Source organism: Nocardia sp. NPDC023852 (assembly GCF_040639505.1).
Classification (GTDB): Bacteria; Actinomycetota; Actinomycetes; order Mycobacteriales; family Mycobacteriaceae; genus Nocardia.
On sequence record NZ_JBFAAB010000004.1, the window covers coordinates 90,532 to 108,078 of the forward strand.

General features: G+C 65.5%; 18 protein-coding genes. 8 read left to right on the forward strand and 10 right to left on the reverse strand.

The features are described 5' to 3' along the window. Nucleotides 1-3 precede the first annotated feature (3 nt). Nucleotides 4-771 (forward strand): 3-oxoacyl-ACP reductase, encoded by a 768-nt coding sequence (locus tag AB0H00_RS09910; RefSeq protein ID WP_357263731.1) that lies wholly within the window; start codon nucleotides 4-6, stop codon nucleotides 769-771. A gap of 57 nt (nucleotides 772-828) precedes the next feature. Here the strand turns inward: AB0H00_RS09910 and AB0H00_RS09915 are convergent, their stop codons facing one another. Beyond that, nucleotides 829-1,548, reverse strand: a complete 720-nt coding sequence (locus AB0H00_RS09915; RefSeq protein ID WP_357263734.1) for an SDR family oxidoreductase — start codon at nucleotides 1,546-1,548, stop codon at nucleotides 829-831. A gap of 72 nt (nucleotides 1,549-1,620) precedes the next feature. Between AB0H00_RS09915 and AB0H00_RS09920 the strand changes: the two genes are divergently transcribed. Continuing rightward, nucleotides 1,621-2,208: a TetR/AcrR family transcriptional regulator gene (locus AB0H00_RS09920; protein ID WP_357263737.1), complete on the forward strand. Its 588-nt coding sequence runs from the start codon at nucleotides 1,621-1,623 to the stop codon at nucleotides 2,206-2,208. A gap of 351 nt (nucleotides 2,209-2,559) precedes the next feature. Continuing rightward, nucleotides 2,560-3,846: an MFS transporter gene (locus AB0H00_RS09925; protein WP_357264362.1), complete on the forward strand. Its 1,287-nt coding sequence runs from the start codon at nucleotides 2,560-2,562 to the stop codon at nucleotides 3,844-3,846. Nucleotides 3,847-4,234: 388 nt separating this feature from the next. On the opposite strand, the gene AB0H00_RS09930 is transcribed toward AB0H00_RS09925, so the two are convergent. Beyond that, nucleotides 4,235-4,624, reverse strand: a complete 390-nt coding sequence (locus AB0H00_RS09930) for a hypothetical protein (protein ID WP_357263740.1) — start codon at nucleotides 4,622-4,624, stop codon at nucleotides 4,235-4,237. Between the two features lie 88 nt (nucleotides 4,625-4,712). Beyond that, on the reverse strand, nucleotides 4,713-5,282 hold the full coding sequence (locus tag AB0H00_RS09935) for a TetR/AcrR family transcriptional regulator (protein WP_357263743.1): 570 nt from the start codon (nucleotides 5,280-5,282) through the stop codon (nucleotides 4,713-4,715). Nucleotides 5,283-5,377: 95 nt separating this feature from the next. Here AB0H00_RS09935 and AB0H00_RS09940 point away from each other — a divergent pair, with 95 nt between their 5' ends. After that, nucleotides 5,378-5,815: a DoxX family protein gene (locus tag AB0H00_RS09940; protein WP_357263746.1), complete on the forward strand. Its 438-nt coding sequence runs from the start codon at nucleotides 5,378-5,380 to the stop codon at nucleotides 5,813-5,815. Between the two features lie 86 nt (nucleotides 5,816-5,901). Here the strand turns inward: AB0H00_RS09940 and AB0H00_RS09945 are convergent, their stop codons facing one another. From AB0H00_RS09945 to AB0H00_RS09955, 3 genes are all read right to left on the reverse strand, one after another. After that, a complete protein-coding gene (locus AB0H00_RS09945) occupies nucleotides 5,902-6,303 on the reverse strand; it encodes a PaaI family thioesterase (protein WP_357263749.1) in 402 nt (133 codons plus the stop codon). A 221-nt stretch (nucleotides 6,304-6,524) separates the two neighbouring features. Further along, the gene (locus AB0H00_RS09950) at nucleotides 6,525-7,679 is read right to left on the reverse strand and encodes a transposase (protein WP_357263752.1); all 1,155 of its coding nucleotides are present in this window, start codon (nucleotides 7,677-7,679) and stop codon (nucleotides 6,525-6,527) included. A 245-nt stretch (nucleotides 7,680-7,924) separates the two neighbouring features. Beyond that, nucleotides 7,925-9,067: a transcription termination factor Rho, short form gene (locus AB0H00_RS09955; RefSeq protein ID WP_357263755.1), complete on the reverse strand. Its 1,143-nt coding sequence runs from the start codon at nucleotides 9,065-9,067 to the stop codon at nucleotides 7,925-7,927. A 337-nt stretch (nucleotides 9,068-9,404) separates the two neighbouring features. Between AB0H00_RS09955 and AB0H00_RS09960 the strand changes: the two genes are divergently transcribed. Beyond that, on the forward strand, nucleotides 9,405-10,262 hold the full coding sequence (locus tag AB0H00_RS09960) for a cyclopropane mycolic acid synthase family methyltransferase (RefSeq protein ID WP_357263758.1): 858 nt from the start codon (nucleotides 9,405-9,407) through the stop codon (nucleotides 10,260-10,262). A 90-nt stretch (nucleotides 10,263-10,352) separates the two neighbouring features. On the opposite strand, the gene AB0H00_RS09965 is transcribed toward AB0H00_RS09960, so the two are convergent. Next, entirely contained in the window at nucleotides 10,353-10,724 is a 372-nt protein-coding gene (locus AB0H00_RS09965; protein ID WP_357263761.1) for a hypothetical protein, read from the reverse strand. Nucleotides 10,725-11,008: 284 nt separating this feature from the next. Here AB0H00_RS09965 and AB0H00_RS09970 point away from each other — a divergent pair, with 284 nt between their 5' ends. Continuing rightward, nucleotides 11,009-11,488, forward strand: a complete 480-nt coding sequence (locus tag AB0H00_RS09970; RefSeq protein WP_357263764.1) for a sigma-70 family RNA polymerase sigma factor — start codon at nucleotides 11,009-11,011, stop codon at nucleotides 11,486-11,488. A gap of 175 nt (nucleotides 11,489-11,663) precedes the next feature. Here AB0H00_RS09970 and AB0H00_RS09975 read toward each other — a convergent pair whose 3' ends face one another. From AB0H00_RS09975 to AB0H00_RS09985, 3 genes are all read right to left on the reverse strand, one after another. Then, on the reverse strand, nucleotides 11,664-13,103 hold the full coding sequence (locus tag AB0H00_RS09975) for an MFS transporter (RefSeq protein ID WP_357263766.1): 1,440 nt from the start codon (nucleotides 13,101-13,103) through the stop codon (nucleotides 11,664-11,666). A 249-nt stretch (nucleotides 13,104-13,352) separates the two neighbouring features. After that, entirely contained in the window at nucleotides 13,353-14,726 is a 1,374-nt protein-coding gene (locus AB0H00_RS09980) for a hypothetical protein (protein WP_357263769.1), read from the reverse strand. Nucleotides 14,727-14,782: 56 nt separating this feature from the next. Then, entirely contained in the window at nucleotides 14,783-15,826 is a 1,044-nt protein-coding gene (locus tag AB0H00_RS09985) for a LacI family DNA-binding transcriptional regulator (protein WP_357263772.1), read from the reverse strand. Between the two features lie 364 nt (nucleotides 15,827-16,190). Between AB0H00_RS09985 and AB0H00_RS09990 the strand changes: the two genes are divergently transcribed. Together AB0H00_RS09990 and AB0H00_RS09995 are read left to right on the forward strand one after the other, a co-directional pair. After that, nucleotides 16,191-16,388, forward strand: coding sequence for a hypothetical protein (locus AB0H00_RS09990; RefSeq protein WP_357263774.1), 198 nt, complete (start codon nucleotides 16,191-16,193; stop codon nucleotides 16,386-16,388). 100 nt (nucleotides 16,389-16,488) lie between these two features. Then, nucleotides 16,489-17,547: N-acetylmuramoyl-L-alanine amidase (locus AB0H00_RS09995; RefSeq protein WP_357263777.1), on the forward strand; the 1,059-nt coding region annotated here is incomplete at its 3' end.

Consider the following 17,547-nt stretch of genomic DNA (forward strand, 5'->3'; position numbering starts at 1 on the left):
GATATGTTGCAGCGCTTACAGGATCGAGTCGCCGTCGTCACCGGCGGTGGGAGCGGTATCGGTCTGGCCACGGTCCGTCGTTTCGCCGCGGAAGGCGCGAAGGTCGTCGTCGCGGACGTCGACGCCGTCACGGGGGAGGCCGCCGCCGCGGAAGTCGGCGGGCGGTACGCCGAGGTGGACGTCACCGACGAATCCCAGGTCGAAGCGCTGTTCCAGGCCGCGGTCGACAGTTACGGCGGGCTGGACATCGCGTTCAACAACGCGGGAATATCGCCCCCGGAGGACGATTCGATCCTGACTACCGGCATCGATGCCTGGCGTCGCGTGCAGGAGGTCAACCTGACCTCGGTATACCTGTGCAGCAAGTACGCCATCCAGCACATGCTGGAGCGCGGCAAGGGCTCGGTGATCAACACCGCGTCGTTCGTCGCGGTTATGGGCGCGGCGACCTCGCAGATCTCCTACACGGCCTCCAAGGGGGGCGTGCTGTCGATGAGCCGGGAACTGGGAGTGCAATTCGCCCGCAACGGAATTCGAGTGAACGCCCTGTGCCCGGGCCCGGTGAATACTCCCCTGCTGCGGGAGCTGTTCGCCAAGGACCCCGAGCGAGCCGCACGCCGCCTTGTGCATGTGCCGCTCGGGCGCTTCGCCGAACCGGAGGAGATCGCCGCCGCCGTGGCCTTCCTCGCCAGTGACGATTCCTCGTTCATCACAGCTTCCCAGTTCATGGTGGACGGCGGCATCGCAGGCGCGTACGTAACCCCGCTGTAGTGCGGAAACCGCCGTCCCGCAAGCGGACCGGCGTCCGAACCGATGCGGTCGAACGGCCTACTTCGGCGCTCCCAGTCGCGCGCCTCCGTCGACTCGTACCACGATCCCGGTAGTGAACGAGTTATCGACCAGAAACTCGATCGCGTGGGCCACGTCGTCGGCCGTGCCGACCCGACCGGCCGGCGTGGACGAGGCGATGGAGTCGAATACTTCGGCGCGTGCGCCATCGGGCAGGAAGCTCCACCAGTCGGTGTCGATCACGCCTGGAGACACCGCGTTCACCCGCAGCGGCGCCAATTCGACGGCCAGTACCGGAACCATGGCTTCCACACTGGCATTCACCGCGGCCAGCGCCGCCGTCGTCGGCATGGCGCCGCCCGCCGACGCTGCCGACACCAGCGTGATCGAGCCTCCCGCGGCGAGATGTGGCAGCGCGGCCTGTATCGCGGCCGTGTGCGCGAGCAGCTTGCCGTCGACGTGCTGCCGCACATGATCCAGCGTGAGTTCGCGGAACGGGGTGGTGCCGGACGGTCCGGTCACGGTCACCACCAGATGGTCGATCGGCCCGACCTCGGCGAAGAATCGGGCCAGGTCATCCTCGTCTCGCGCGTCGACCGTCCGTCCCGTGGCGTCCGGACCGAGTTCGGCGAGCGCGGCGGCGAGTTTCTCGGCGCCGCGTCCGGCGATGATCATCTCGCGTCCGTGGGATGCAAGCCTGCGCGCGGTGGCGAGGCCGATGCCCGACGTACCGCCCACGATAACTACTCGATTGCCCATGACATTCTCCTCATTTTCGAACCATTGTGTCTCGAAATATAAACGAGGCACAGTGTCTTGTAAAGTGTGCGGATGACCGGAATCCGAGGCCGCCCGCGGAGCGAGGACGTCAGGCGTGCGATCCTGCGCGCCGCCCTGGAGCTGTGCGAGCGCGATGGCTATCAGGAGCTGACCATCAAGGCGATCGCCGACGCGGCGGGTGCGGGTAGGCAGACGGTGTATCGCTGGTGGCCGGACAAGGCGTCGGTGCTTATGGAGGCGCTCGTCGGCCTGGCTGACGAACATGCCTCCCTCGTGGTGCGAAACGACTCCGCAGACGTTCTCGCCGACGTCGAACGCCTACTCGAGACGACCTACGAACTCGCGCGCAAGGTGACCGGACAGGCGCTGGTCGGCCTGATGGCCGATGCGCAGCGCGACCCGGCGCTCTCGAAGCGGTTGCAGGACACCGTGATCGGCCCCCGCCGTGCCGCGTTGCGCGCACTCTTGCAGCAGGGTGTCGACGCGGGGGAGCTGGCCGAGGCGGTGCCACTGGATCTGGTAGTCGATTTCGCGTTCGGAGCCATGTGGTACCGGCTGCTGAGCCGGCACGCCCCCGTTGGCGCCGCGTTGGCGGGTGAGGTCGCCGCTGGCATCGCCGCGATGCTTGCCGACAGCTGATCGGGAGGTCCCGCCCCTGTGGGTGGTACGGGTGCGGCTGAGTTGATGCCGCGACGTCGTCCCTCGATGGACTGGTTGGTGTCGCGGTGGTCATTCCCAATTGTGGTCAATCGTGACTGGAGTCACATTCTTTGACGTACTGGCAGGTCAGAGTATCCTGCCAGCGCCACTTTCCGGCCGCCGCTGTTTGCCAATTCCGGAATCTGGGTATTGCCTGTGTTCGTGCCGCGCCTTCGGTGAGAAGCCGAAGGGAGAACGAATCGAGGTCCGTGACGGGCTGGAGAGGACGTGCACGTGACCGACCAAACCTCCGAGAGTTTCCCCCTGCGGCGCTCTGTAGCCGCCTCCGCAATGGGTAATGCCACCGAATGGTTCGACTACGGCGTCTATGCCGCGACCGCGGGCTACCTCACCGACGCCTTCTTCCCCGGCGAACTAGGCACGATCGGCACCATGCTCGGCTTCGCCGTCTCTTTCGTGCTTCGACCGCTCGGCGGCATGGTATGGGGTCCGCTCGGCGACCGAATCGGCCGAAAAGCAGTGCTGGCCACCACGATCCTGCTCATGGCCGCCGCCACCGGTATCATCGGCCTACTGCCGACGCACGCCTCCATCGGTGTGTTCGCGCCGATCATGCTCATCACTCTGCGTGTGGTGCAAGGCTTTTCGACCGGTGGGGAATATGGCGGCGCCGCAACGTATCTGGCTGAGTGCGCAACCGACAGCAAACGCGGATTCCTCGGTAGCTTCCTGGAGTTCGGCACGCTGGGCGGGTTCGTCGGCGGCAATGCGACGGTGCTGGCCTGCCAGCTCGCGATCGGCTCGGACGCCATGCACGACTGGGGCTGGCGCATCCCGTTCCTGCTCGCCATTCCGCTCGGCCTGACCGGCTGGTATCTGCGATCGAAGCTCGCCGAAAGTCCGGTGTTCGACGAGGTCGCCGAGCACAAGCATCCGCCAGGCGGTCTGCGTGCGGTGCTGACCACCTACCGGCGGGAGACGCTCACGCTGGCCGGGTTGGTCGTCGCACTCAACGTGGTGAACTACACGCTGCTCACCTACCAGCCGACCTACTTGCAGAACACGATCGGTATGGGCGAGTCGACCACCACCGCGATGATGCTGGTCGGGCAGTTGGTGATGATGCTGGTGCTGCCGTTCTTCGGCAGGCTGTCCGACCATGTCGGCCGCCGCCCGATGTGGCTGTTCTCGCTGCTCGGCCTTGCGGTGATGGCGCTCCCGATGTACTGGCTGATGGGGCAGGGGACCGCGTGGGCGATCACGGGCTTCATCGTGCTCGGCCTGTTGTACGTTCCGCAGCTGTCGACCATCAGCTCCACGTTCCCGGCCATCTTCCCGACCCATGTCCGCTACGCGGGCTTCGCGCTGGGCTACAACGTCTCCACCGCGGCCTTCGGCGGCACCGCCCCGCTGATCAACGAGGCCGCGATCGAATCGACCGGCTGGTCCCTGTTCCCCGCCGCCTACATGGTCGGCGCGTCCCTGATCGGCCTGGTCGCCTGGAACTTCCTCCGCGAAACCGCCGGAACCTCGTTGCGCGGCACTGAAGTCCCCGACGCGGGCGAACCCGTTCCGAGCGTCCAAAAGGAGGCCCCACCTGCACAGCCCGCGTACTGAATCGGGCCACCGCACCGGTGCGACCATCGGGCTCCGCCCGATGGTTATCGAGGGGCGCCGGAGCTGAGCTGATCATGCACGCTGCTGACGTGGCCGGATTGCGTGTTCAGCATCTCCACAGTGAAGGCCCGGTCCGCCAGGGCCGGGCCTTCGGCGTACCAACGGCAAAAAGTCTTGTTCTATAAACTGTGGTCCTACAAACTGTGGGCGAGTGTCGTGCGGAAACCTGCGGACATGTTCGATCGTGCATACGAGTGGTCTGCGCTGACTCGCTTCGTCTCGGACGTGCAGCCCGGCGCTACGCTAGGCGTCGTCTCGGGCAGACGCCGCCAAGGCAAGACTTGCTGGGCGGGAATGCAAGTGGCTGGTTCGACGGTGACGGATCATTTCAGGTGGACGGTGGCTCGTCGTCTTGGGGCTGATCGTCCTCGTCTTCCGGCCAGCTGTCCTCGATGATCAGACGGTCGTCCCGTAGTGCGGCCGCGTACTGTTCGGCGACTATGTCGGTCGGGTAGGTGGGCCAGTAGGAGACCGCGCCGGTGGGCTTGTCGATGACGCAGACCGAGCCGCCGACGACCAGTAGGGGGACGTTCGAGTCGGCGGAGGGAGACGGAGGGAAGACGGCGGCGGCGACGAAGCAGGTGTCGAACTCGGTGATCTGGTAGGTGATGCCGCGTTCGGCGTCGTCGTCGTTCGAGAGGTAGCGTTTGGCGATCCGGCGCGCCTCGCTCTGGTCCACCGGCGTGGTCGCCTCGGTCGGGTAGGCGTGGATATCCATGTGTCGACGGCAGCCACGAGATGATGGCCGCCTACTCCTTCCAGGTCCTCTAGATAACACTGTGGCGGCCCGCCGCAGGCGGGTTTCGTCAGTCGAACCGAATGGTGGACAGCATCAGGCGGGCGAGCACCTCCGGGTCGAGATCGGTAGCCAGCACTGAATTATCCAGTGCCCCTTCGCGATACAGTGAGGCGAAGCCGTGCACCAGCGACCAGGCGGCGAGTTGGCTCGCCTGCTGATGTTGTGGGTTCCGCTCCGGCTGCATCGCGGAGACACCGGAGCGTAACGCAGCGCCGGAACGTATCCGTGCCGCTCGAAGTTGCGGGTCGTCGGCATGCAGCAGGTTGTGCCGGTACATGACGTCGAAATGCCCAGGGTGTTCGCGGGCGAATCGGATGTAGGCCACGGCGACCTCCCGGAAATCTCCGGCCGCCTGCTCGAGTTGGTCGGTCAGCAGCTCGAAGCCCTCGGTGGCCAGCGCGGTGAGCAGGCCCGCTCGGTCGCCGAAGTGATGAGTGGGCGCCGCGTGCGAGACCCCGGCGTGCCGCGCCAGGTTGCGCAGGGAGACGGCGTCGACGCCGGCGGACGCGATCTGCTCGGCGGCCGCGGCCAGGATCGTGGCCCGTAGATCGCCATGGTGGTAGCCGTTCTTCGCCATACATCGATGGTGGCGGACAATCTAGGCATTGACAAGTTCCTATCGTCGGACTTATCTTTCCACTGTCAAGATTGGCTGCGCGACAGGAGACCCCGATGGCACCGCTGGCTGTACTCGCCGTCGTCACCGCACTGGCTCGGCTCATCGGCTGGCTGGCCGGTATCGGCTGGCTCGATTCATGGCCGCACGCGACCGCGCTCGGTCTGGCCGCGATGTTCGCCCTCACCGCGAGCGCACACTTCCTGCAGCCGCGCCGTAACGCTCTGATCGCCATGGTGCCGCCGCGGCTTCCGAACCCGTCCGCGCTGGTGACGCTGACCGGCATCCTCGAACTGGCGGGCGCGGTCGGCCTGGTGATCCCCGCGACGGCCGACCTTGCCGCGATCTGTCTGATCGCCCTGCTGGTGGTGATGTTCCCGGCCAACGTCCGCGCCGCACGGGCCGATCTGGGGATCAAGACCATGCCGCTGCCGCTGCGGACGCTGGTCCAGGTCGTTTTCCTGGCGGCTTGCGCCGTCGTCCTCGTCAGCTGAGCACGAAGAAGCCCGCCCCGCACCGGACATCGGTGCGGACGGGCTTCGTATTCGAAGCGTGCCGCGTAACGAGCAGGCGCGGTGGGCTACAGCACCGCTTGAGTCTGGGTCACCTTCGCGACCAGCTTGTCGGCGTCGTCGCGGATCAGCGTCTCGACCACGATGAACGAACGCCCGGCATGCAGCGGGGTCGAGGAGGCGTTGGCGTATCCGGAGCGGACGGCACGCAGGAAGTTCGTCTTCGATTCGACCGTGGTGGTGCCCTGCTTGCCTTCGGGCAGGTTCAGGAACGCACATACCGCGCCGGTCGCGTCGGCGAGGGACATCAGCACCCCGCCGTGCAACACGCCGCCGAGAGTGCACAGCGATTCATCCCAGGCCAGACGGCTGCGCACCAACTCGGGGCCATGCTCGACGACCTCGACACCGAGCCGCTCGGTGAACGGCATGGTCTGGTGGAACAACGCGGTGCCCGTCGTATCGATCATGGACACGATCCTGCCCGAGGTCCGCGCGCGGAGTCGACTACCCCGGAGGTCATGGTCACCGATCCGGCGAGGCCCGGTCTGTGCGCGGTGTGCCCACAGGGCCGCTATCGAAGTCGGCGCCGATCGAGGTGAGCAGCCCGATCGGCAGTATCTCGGTGGTGACGATCGAGAAGATCGCGAGCTTAACGGTTCTCCTGCCTGACGGTAGGGAGATTTCCAGCTCAGACCGCACCCGCACCGACATCCCGGGAAGGAGGTCGATCCGCTTGTCTGACGTCCTCAACACTGTTACGGCCCCGTTCTGCCGTAGCCAGAATCACTCTGGCAGCGTTACGGTCGCGGGTATCGGTATGACCGCATTCCCCGCAACGGAATCTTCGTTCGCCGAGTTCGAGTCGCTGCTTGGCTCTCGCGAAACAACGCGAACACGTCATCGTCGTGTACGCGGGCCGAACCAACACCACCCTTCGGCCTGCCCGCCGAGCCCGTTCGATCAACTCTCGCTTCGCCGCGCCGATAGCGGCATCGGCCGACTTACGGGCCATCGTCGACCTCGCCAGAAACACCGGTGTGAAGTCCTCGACGGCGATCAATTCATGAGCCTGCACAACCCGTTTCGCCCACACCCGTGAATCGTGCCGGGTTTGACGCATCGCCTTCTTCGCCAGCCTCGCGGCCTCCCGCTTCGCGTCCACATAACGCCTGGACTGCGGCCTACTCTTGCGGTGGCGGCGCGCCATCTTCCTTTGCGCCTTCGCCAACTCGCCGGCACACCGCTTCCGATGCCCCAGATACGGCAGGTCGAACGCCGCATCGCTCGCGGTCGCGGTGACGCTGACACCCCAATCGATCCCGACACCACCCTCAGCGCGGGGCATGGCTTCGATCGCACGGCGCACCACGAACGACGCGTACCAATGGCCCAGGCAATCCCGGTACAGCCGAACCGAAGTCGGCTCGGACGGAAGCTCACGCGACCAGACCACCGGAATCGTGACACCCTTCGGCAGCACGAGGCGGCGGCGCTTGATGCCGAATCCCCGAGTGGTGTATTCCAGCGACGGCAACGTGTTCTTCCGGGCCTTGATCCTGGGTTTGCGGCGTCCCTTCACCTTGAACGAGTGGTTCAGGGATTGCGCGTATCCGCGAAGCGCCTGTTGCTGGGCGACCTGGGAGCCCTCGCGCAGCCATGGGAGTTTCGCGCGGGCCTCGGTGAGCAGCTTCCCCAGCTTCGCGAACGTCGGCTTGGCACCCGATTTCTGTTGGTGGACAGCCTCATTCCACAACCACCGACACCGCCCCCACTCGGCCAGAAGCGCCGCTTCGGCGGCGGCACCCGGCCGAAGCCGGTACGTGTACCGCACCACCTCATCCACCCACTCACTCTATCCAGGAGCACCGACATGCCCCACCAACAACACCTCTTCCTCCGCCGCCTGAACGCGACGGTATCCGAGACGAAATCCCGAGGACCGACACGACCGCGAGCCAGCCGGTGAGCGCGGTGCGGCGGGGAGTCGGTGCGGTGGTGTGAAGTGTGGACACGAGGTCGAGTCCAACAGTCACACGGTGCCCGAGCTGGCGGGTTCACGCCAGCACCGTCGGTTGTGGTCGAGGTCACTCAGTCTCTGGCGGACCGCATCGGGGCCAGGAATTGCGCGTTGGTCTCGGTTTTGCGGAGGCCCTCGAGCAGCAGGTCGAGTGCTTGCTGCCCGTCCAAGGGAGCCAGGGTCGCGCGCAGCTTATGCGTCGCGGTCAGTTCATCCGGGGTGAGCAGCAGCTCGTCTTTGCGGGTGCTGGACTTCCCGATGTCGACTGCGGGGAAGACGCGCCTGTTCGCCGCGGCGCGGTCCAGTTTGAGCTCGGCGTTGCCGGTGCCCTTGTACTCTTCGAAGATCACCGTGTCACCCAGTGAGCCGGTCTCCACCAGGGTGGTGGCGATAATGGTGAGCGACCCGCCGTGCTCGATATTGCGGGCAGCGCCGAGGAAGCGCTTGGGCGGGGCGAGCGCGGCGGCATCCACGCCACCGGACAGGATGCGGCCCGATGCGGGGGCGGCCACGTTGTAGGCGCGGGCGAGGCGGGTCAGCGAGTCGAGCAGGACGACGACGTCGCGTCCCATCTCCACGAGCCGCTTGGCGCGCTCGATGGCCAGTTCGGCCACCGCGATGTGCTCGCGCGGCGGCTGGTCGAAGGTGGCGGCGGCGACGTCGGCGGGCACCGCCCTGGTCAGGTCGGTGACCTCCTCGGGGCGCTCGCCGACCAGCACGAGCAGCAGCTCGCATTCCGGGTGGTTCTTCGCGATGCCGTGCGCAATCGCTTGCAGCACAGCGGTTTTTCCCGCCTTGGGCGGCGCGACGACGAGCGCACGCTGCCCCTTGCCGATGGGCATGACCAGGTCGGTGACGCGCGTAGTCATGGCGTGCTGTTCGGTTTCGAGGAGGAGGCGTTCGTCGGGATAGATCGGGACCAGATCGGCGAACTCTGGGCGGCCGCGCAATCTGTCCGGCCGCTGTCCGTTGACGGTACCCACCGTGTGCAGTGCGGCGGGCTTGTCGGACCGGGAATCGCGTTGTGCTGTGCCGGTGACGAAGTCGCCGCGACGCAATGCGTTCTCCCGGATGAGCCGGGTCGGAACGGTGACGTCGCGCGGACCAGGGAGGTAGCCGTCGACGCGCAGTGCGCCACGGTTGCCCACGATGTCCAGGATACCGGTCACGGTCTGTGCCGCGTCCTGTCGATCGGGCGACTGCTTCTCAGTCATGTTGGTACTCATGGTATTTCCATTTCAGGTAGGGGTGGTTCATGGATGCGGCGAATGCCGTGACGTGCAGTGGAACTGCGGCGACGATTCCCGGAGTTGCGGAACGATGCACGAGTCCGGTTCGGAACGGGGGCCTCGGAATTCTTGTGGGAGGAACACCTGCGTCCACAAGAGCTAGACATTGCTGAGGCTACCGGGGTGCCCGTCGACGCGCAAGGCGGGCGAGCGTGCCCCGGCAGCGCGTCGGCAACGCTTCGGTATCGTTCGGCACCGACGGCAAACGAAACTCCCCGCTCGCGCGTATCAGCTGATACACCCGATGAACAGGAGAAACGTGATGACCGACCTCCCGCCGTTCTATCGGCAGGTGCAAGCGCACTACGACCTGTCCGACGAGTTCTACGCGCTGTTCCTCGATCCCTCGATGACCTATAGCTGCGCCTACTTCGAGCGCCCGGACATGACGCTCGAACAGGCGCAGCGCGCCAAGATCGATCTGGCACTCGGCAAGCTCGATCTGCAGCCGGGCATGACCCTGCTCGATATCGGATGCGGTTGGGGCGCAACGATGGTGCGGGCCGCGACGGTATATGGGGTCGAGGTTATCGGGCTCACGCTCAGCCGTCATCAGTACGAATACGTGCAGGCCACGATCGCCCGGGAGCGCATCCCGGGCGCCGAGGTCCGGCTGCAGGGTTGGGAGGAGTACGAAGACGGCGCCGACCGGATCGTCAGCATCGGCGCGTTCGAACACTTTCGGCGTGAGCGCTACGAGGCGTTCTTCGAGTGTTGCTACCGAATGCTCCCGGACGACGGGCGGATGCTCCTGCATACCATCATCGGCCACACCCTCAACGACCTACGGCGCATGAATATTCCCGTTACCCGGGACAACGCTCTGTTCCATATCTTCATCAAGCGGGAGATCTTCCCGGGCGGACAGCTGCCGCAGCCCGCGGTGGTGACCCGGCTCGCCGGGCGCGCCGGGTTCGGCACGGAAAAGATCCAGGAGTTGCAGCCACACTACGCGCGGACGCTCGAATGCTGGGCCGCCGCCCTGGGCGACCACCGTGACGAGGCGATCGCGCTGGCGTCCGAGGAAGTCTACGAGCGCTATATGAAGTACCTGACCGGCTGCGCGGCCCACTTCCGCAGCGGGCACATCGACGTCATGCAGTTCACTTTGGTGAAGTGAGCCGCCGAGAGCGCGCCGTTCAGCTCATCCACGCCACCGCCTGGTCGGGCAGCTGGGACAGAACGAGACGATCAACGCGATTCCGCGCGGTCAGCCGCCGAAGGATCCGGTGCTCGGCGGCGGGGGCAGCAGCCGCCACGGACCGCAGTTCTCGGTCTTGAACGCGACATCGGTCGACTTGATCTCCACTCGCACCGGGCTGAGGCGGGTGAAGTTGTTCGCGATGATGTTCTTCATGTCGGTGTTGTCGCCCTCGACCTTCCACAGTCTGCGCCAGTCGCAGCCGTAAGCCGGATCGGCCGTGCCCGGCGCCTCCCAGGTACCGGCGAAAATGTCGACCCCGACCAAGTAGAGGCCGTCGTGCGGCATGGTATTCGCGGGTTCGGCCGCTGCGGTTCCGGCTCCGAGCAGGGTCGCCGCGGCGGCCATGGCCCCCGCGGTCAGGAGCGTGCTTGCACGCATGACGATGTTCTCCTCGACTGTGATCTCCTGCCGCGTCGCGGCTGACGAGGGAGATCCCCGAATCTCCGCGGCAAGGTCTACCAGAATCGCCCGATGGATGTGATCGAAACCGGAATTCCGGTCGGCGGCGGCACTGAATCACGGACGATGTTGTCATCCGGTCGACTCGCCGCGATATCCCCGATATGAGATGTGCTCGGCCTGCTTCCCGCCCCCGGCGGGTGCGCTCTGTTCCGTGTGGCCTGCGTTGCGCGCGACTGTGCACCGACGACGGACTCGCCACCGTGCTGACCAGCGAGCGTGCGCTGCTGCAGTGGCGCGCCTTGCGATCGTTGGACGATCCGGGGCTCGCCGAACAGGCAGTACAGGAAACACTGCTGCGCGCGTGGCGTTCCTGCGGGAGGTTCGACGAGGCCAAGGGCGCGGTCCGGACCTGGCTGCTGGCCATTCAACGCAACGTCGTCATCGACATGGCTCGCGCGCGGGCCGTGCGACCCGGGCATGCCGACTGGGACGAGGTCGACGAACAGACCAATTCCCGCTATGCGCACCCGGATTTCGCCGACGGCCTGGTCGACGGCCTGCTGGTGGGGCAACTGCTGGCCCTGCTGCCCGCCGCCCAGCGGGAGGCGGTAACCGAGGTGATCCTGCGGGACCGTGCCTATCAGGAGGTCGCCGACGACTTCGGCGTGCCCGTGGGCACGGTGAAGACGCGGGTGCACTACGGCCTTCGGTCGCTGCGCAGTCTGCCGCATGGCGTCTGAGCAGCCCGAACGCGCCGGTCCGTTCCGTCCGAACCTTGCGGGTGTGCCTTGGCTGGCTTGTGGCGAGAGGGTCGTTGCCGGGGCGTTCGAGCTGAGTGACGCGCGGCGAACCACGCGCGGCCCGCGACGATGAGGAGTCCGCCGGTTTGCCTATCGCACCGGCGGCTGTGGGTATTCAGTGATCACGCGTTGCGGTGACCACGTCGCGCGGATCGTCGAGGTCGCGGTTGATCGGATCCGGGGTGATGCATGTGGTAGCGATCGTGACAATCGTCAGGATGCATAGATAGCCCGCGATGAATTTCCAGGCACCAAGACCGGCATCGGAGACGTCAGGTCCACCGTCGGAAGCCACGACTCGGGCGATGATCCACGCGCCGATCAACGGCGCGATGCCGCCGGATATCACCGCTGAGATCTCTCTCGCCACCGACACCCCGAGGTACCGTTGCCGGGCGCCGAACATTTCACTCATGAACGCGCTCTGCGATCCGAACATGCCCGATGTACCGACGCCGAGCGCCATGGAGAGGACCGCGATCGTTCCCACTGCGCTTCCGTGGCTGAGCACCCACCAGATAGGAAATGCCGAAATCAGTTGGAAGTACGCGAATCCGCGATAGGTGCGCACGCGACCGAACCGGTCGGAAAGGATTCCGGCGATCGGCACCGTCACCGATCCGAGCAACGCGGCGAACACCAGCGACAGCGCACCGATCGGCCCGTTGATCCCGACCGCCGAGCTGGTCACATAGGCTACGGCCAGAGTCTGGTATATCGACGACGAACCGTTTTCGGCCATTCGCAGGCCGATTCCCCGCACCAGTGCCGGCCGTGCGTGTGCGAGCAGGTTCCGCAGCGGCCGCTCATCTATCGGGGAAATCTCGAGCTTCTTGAACGTCGGTGATTCCTCGAGCTTGACTCGCAGGTACATTGCGACAACGAGGATTGTCGCGCTGGCAAGGAAGGGCGGTCGCCACAGCCACGAATCGGTGATCGAGTGGTGGGCGCGGAAGACCAAAAAGTGCACCAGCGCCGCCCCAGCAGTGCCGACCTGTACTCCGAGGAACGGTAGCGAGGCATAGAAGCCGCGCTTGCGTGGCGGTGCGTATTCGGTCATGAGGATCGACGCGCCGGCCATTTCGGCACCGGCTCCGAGACCTTGCACAATGCGCAGTCCGATCAGCATGATCGGGGCGAGATTGCCGACTCCGCCTGAGTACCAGTCGTTTTCGTTGCGGTGGTAGGTGGGTAGCAATCCAATGCAGGTGCTGGCTGTACCCATCATGGTGATCGTGGCCATGAGCACGAACTTGCGGCCGAACCGGTCGCCGAGACGGCCGAAGAACAACCCGCCTAGCGGTCGCACGGCGAAACCGATGAAGTAGGTGGCGAAGCTGAGTACCAGCCCGGTGGCGGCAGTGCTTTCAGGGAAGAACAGTGGCCCGAACACCAGCGCGGAGGCCAGGCTGTAGAGCGCGAAGTCGTAGTACTCGAGAGCGCTGCCGGCTGAGCTGCCCCACGCGGCGCGGCGCAACTCCTTGGTGGCTACAGCTGGGGCATCGACTCCGGCGGTGCGCGTTGATGTGCACCGGGAGTCCGACGGAAGAGTCATGGTGCTGTGCCGATTCGATCGATGAGTTATGTGCGAGCACGGGCCCGGAGCCTGTGAACTATGCGCGGTTTCGTTGGAAAGGCTCTACCCACCTACCGCGAATTCGTTTGTGCCGGAGGTGTATCTAATGGGAAACGGCTCCATGACAAGCCAAGAGAGAACCTTCGGCTTGTCATCCGCCCACAAGAAGCACCAATCACCAAGGAAGAAACGAGTTACACAGACCACCGGGCAGAATTGGATGGTCGTCTACCGCCTTGCAGGTGCACCCCAGCGTGCATCGAGGAAGTCGAGGTAGTGCTGCCAGTCGTAGGCGGTGACGTCGTGTTTGCCGGAGCGGATGTGGTAGGCCGTGTTGGTGTCGACTCCGATCGGTTGATCGACCGGTGGCATAGGTGTGTTCGGTGTCAGGGCTGGCGTGCTCAGCAGTGCATAGGTGGATGCGGCGCTGCGCAGGGAGATGAATTCGCCTTTGGGGTCGGCCCATCGGTCGTCGTTGGCGCTCGCGGCGTACAGCGGGCGTGGCGCCATCAGTGACAGCAGCAGGTTGCCGTCTGCTGGGATCTGCTGGTCGCGGCCGATCCACGTAGCGTAGGCAGGGCACATCCAGTGCGGGAATTGTTGTGCGAGATGCTTGACGGTTTCGCCGAGCTCGCGTCGCTGAATCGATTGCCCGCCTTTTCCGGATTCGGTCGACAGCAGTGCGCCGACATCCGGGGTGGTGGCCGCGGCCCAGTCGGCGGCCTTGCCTAGGCGGCTGTGGCCGGTCACCGCGATGTGGGTGGCGTCGACGGCGGGGTTTGTCCGCAGGTAGGAGACCGCCTTCCGATATCCCCAAGCCCACGCCGCAATAGCGCCCCACTCGTTCGACGCCGGGGCCGTGTCGGGTGTATCGAACAGGGCGCGGACACTGTTGGCGCGTTGGTCTTTGGCGTCGGGCTCGAGGTCTTGATAGTAGGCCGTTGCGAGTCCGTAACCTCGCGACAGCACCGCCTTGACCTGCCACTGCATGCTCTGCGAACCGCGGGTGTCGACTCCGGGGGTCTCGGGGTGAGGTGCCTGCTCCTCCTCGCTGACCCAGATGTCAGTTGGTTTGATGCCCGGGTCGTCGAGAATCGACTGGTTGCCGCCACCGTTGAGGCCGAAGATCATGGGCACCGGCCCGGTCGCACGGGCCGGCAGGTACAGCAGTACACGCATGCGCCAGGCGGTGTGGCTGCCCGGTTTCGGTGCCGGCCCGAAGATCAGGTCCACTTGCTCGCGGTAGGCGAGCCCGTCCAGCGCCGGGGTGCGCCCTTCGACAGACTCGACACGTACAGGAGCCTGTTCCGCGGCGACCGGGGTACGTCCATAGATATGGTCTTCGAACAGCTTCACGATCTCCGGCCGACGCTGGGTCCACCATTGCTGCGGCGTCGTGACCGCTGTGCCGTCAGCCATACGCTGCGGGTCCAGCAGGTCGAACGGTGGGATCTTCGTCTCGTCGTAGTTGTAGCCGGGCATGTTGTTGTAGTCGACGACCTTTGAAGCGTGCTCTCCGCCCGTGCAGGCGGCGACGCCTGCGCAGAGAACGATGCACAGCCACCGCGTCCTGCGCAGGAAACCGTTTACTCGATCAGCCATGCCAGCGACTCTACCTCCATTCAATGGCCCGTTATATAGCGGCGAATCGTGGATCTTCAGTGCAGTTTCCGAGGGGGCTTTCCGGTCTTGGTGTTCGGGCCGGTGGATTGGCGTTTGATCAGGGACGTGGGCAGCAATGTCGATACCTCGGCTGATCGTTGCTGGTCCAGTGCGGCGTGCAGCAGGGACCATGCTTGGCGGCCGAGTTCGGCCCGTGGGCTGTCGACCGTGGTTAGGGCCGGGTGAACATGACGTCCGATGGTGATGTCGTCGAAACCGGTGACCGAGATGTCCGATGGCACGCCGATCCCGAGTTTTCGCAGTTTCGAGATGGCGCCGATGGCGGACAGGTCATTGAAGCAGATCAGCGCAGTCGGGTGATGAGTAAGCGCTTGTTCGATCGCGAGGTAGCCGGCCTCGATCGTTCCGTCGCACTCGACCCTGACGGCCTCTATGCCCAGGAAGCTGCTGGTCTGGATGCCGCGCCATCGTTCCCGGTCCTGCCAGGAATGGTCGGAGCCCGACAGATACACGACCTGACGGTGGCCGAGGTCGGCCAGATGGGCGCAGAGTTCGAGCATGCCGGTGAAACCGTCCACTCCGACCATGGGTAGATCGACACCGAGCTCCATGCGGTTGACCAGCACCACGGGGATGGATTGTCGAGCGAGTTCCTTCAGGCTCGTCGGCGTGATGCGGGAGGACAGCAGGGCCAAGCCGTCCACGTGACCCATCAGATCCCAGGCGGTGGCGAACTCGTCGCCCGGGTCGCCGGTGTGATCGGCGATCAGCATGCGGAAACCGGCCTGCGCGGCAGCTCGATGCATGTGTTTGGCGATGTCGTGAAAATAGGAATTGCCGAGGTCGGGCATCAGGATTCCGACATGGCGCAGGCCGCCGCGGGCCAAGCTGCGGGCGGCCTCGCTGGGGCGGTAGGCCAGTTCCTCGGCGACCCGCCGCACCCGGGCCGCGAGTTCGGTGTTCACAGTGTCCGCACCGCTCATTACGCGAGACACCGTCGCAGTCGAGACTCTGGCCGCGTCGGCAACAGTGCGGATGGTGACCCGGCGAGGATGCATGCCACGGATTCGGTCGCTCATCGTCCGCAGTTTCCTTCTCTCCACGCCCGTCATGCTGCTTCATAGGCAAGTAAGCGGTTTCAGCATAGAGAATGCTGATCATCCCTCGAAACGGGCGCAGGGGTTGCCGACCGGACTCGCTCCCATCGCGACTCGTAACCGCTGTGCTCCGGTCGTCACGGTCCACCAGTGGCCAACGTGGTTGCGTTGTTCCTTGCGAGGGAGCGCCCACGCACTGGTTGGCAGCCTTCCAATGGAACCTCCTATGCATCCGTCCGCGTCCAGCCGCTTCTCGGCGGACTCGGCGTCGACGTGAGCGATCTCGAACTCCCGACCGGCGGCGGGCACCCGCGCGCCACACTCAGGCTCGACATGAGCAGGCAGTGTGCCCGCCGCCCAGCGGGAGGCGGTAACCGAGGTGATCCTGCGGGACCGTGCCTATCTGGTGGTCGCCGACGCCGTCGGCGTGCCCGTAGGCACGGTGAAGATGTGGGTGCACTACGGGCCTTCGGTCGCTGCGCAGTCTGACGCATGGCGTCTGAGCAGCCCGAACATGCCCTCCCACGAGGTAACGGTTCGATAACTGGCCTTGCTTGCTGATGCCCACGTTGTAAGAGTGACTATTGGGTTTGGTGTTACTAGTGGGAAGGGAGGGGTGCCCCGTCCCGGGGCACCGACCGCACATGAAGCCAAGCATCATCAAGGCCGGTAGCTGTACCGCCGTCACGGCCGCGGTGACGATGACGCTCTCTGGACTGCTCCCGATTATTGCGCAAGCCGCACCGGCGGCGCCGGACATAACGAACAAACTCGCAGGCAAGACCGTGTTTCTCGATCCCGGCCACCAGGGGCCGAATCACTCGGAGGACCTGGCCAGACAGGTCAGCGATGGTCGCGGCGGCACGAAGGACTGCCAGACCACCGGGATGACCACCATGAACGGCATCCCTGAGCACACCATCAACTGGAACGTCGCGCAGTTGGTCAAGGCGTCGTTGGAGAGTCTCGGCGCTCGTGTGGTGCTGAGCCGCCAGGACGACACGGGCTGGGCTGGCTGCATCGACGAGCGGGCGCGTGCGGCGAACGAGTCCGGCGCTGACGTCGCCGTGAGCATTCACGCCGACAGCGCTCCCGCGGAGTTTCGCGGCTTCCACCTGATCATTCCAACACTGCCGATTCCGGACGGGACGGTGAATCAGGTCCAGGCCGGATCAGGATATGCCGCATCGAAGTCGGTCCGCGACGCTTATTTGCACGCCGGGTTCCCCTCGGCGAACTACGCGGGGGTGGCGGACGGGCTACAGACCCGCAAGGACATCGCCGGGCCCGCGCTGACCACCGTTCCCGACGTTTTCGTCGAGATGGGCAACGGCGCGAACCCTGAGGACGCCGCCCTACTGGAGAGCCAGGAAGGGCAACTGAAACACGCCATCGCGATCACTACCGGCTTGGTCGGCTATGTGCTCGGCGCTCCGCAGACGGGCTCGTCGTCTGATCGGCCCGGGGTATTTCCGGGTGTTGCGCGGTCGGGTGTTCCGTCGGATCGGCCAGCGGTGGCGCTGAACGCGCCGCAGCGTCAGGCTCCGAGCGCGCCGCAAGCTGTCCCGGGGGCGCTACCGGGTCAGACGGTTTCGAGTGAGCCGCAGTCTCGGATCGTCCCGGATGTGCCGCCGGGCCAGGCGGTTCCAGGTGAACCGCAAGCGCGGATCATCCCGCTGCCGGGTCAGGTTGTTCCTGGTGGG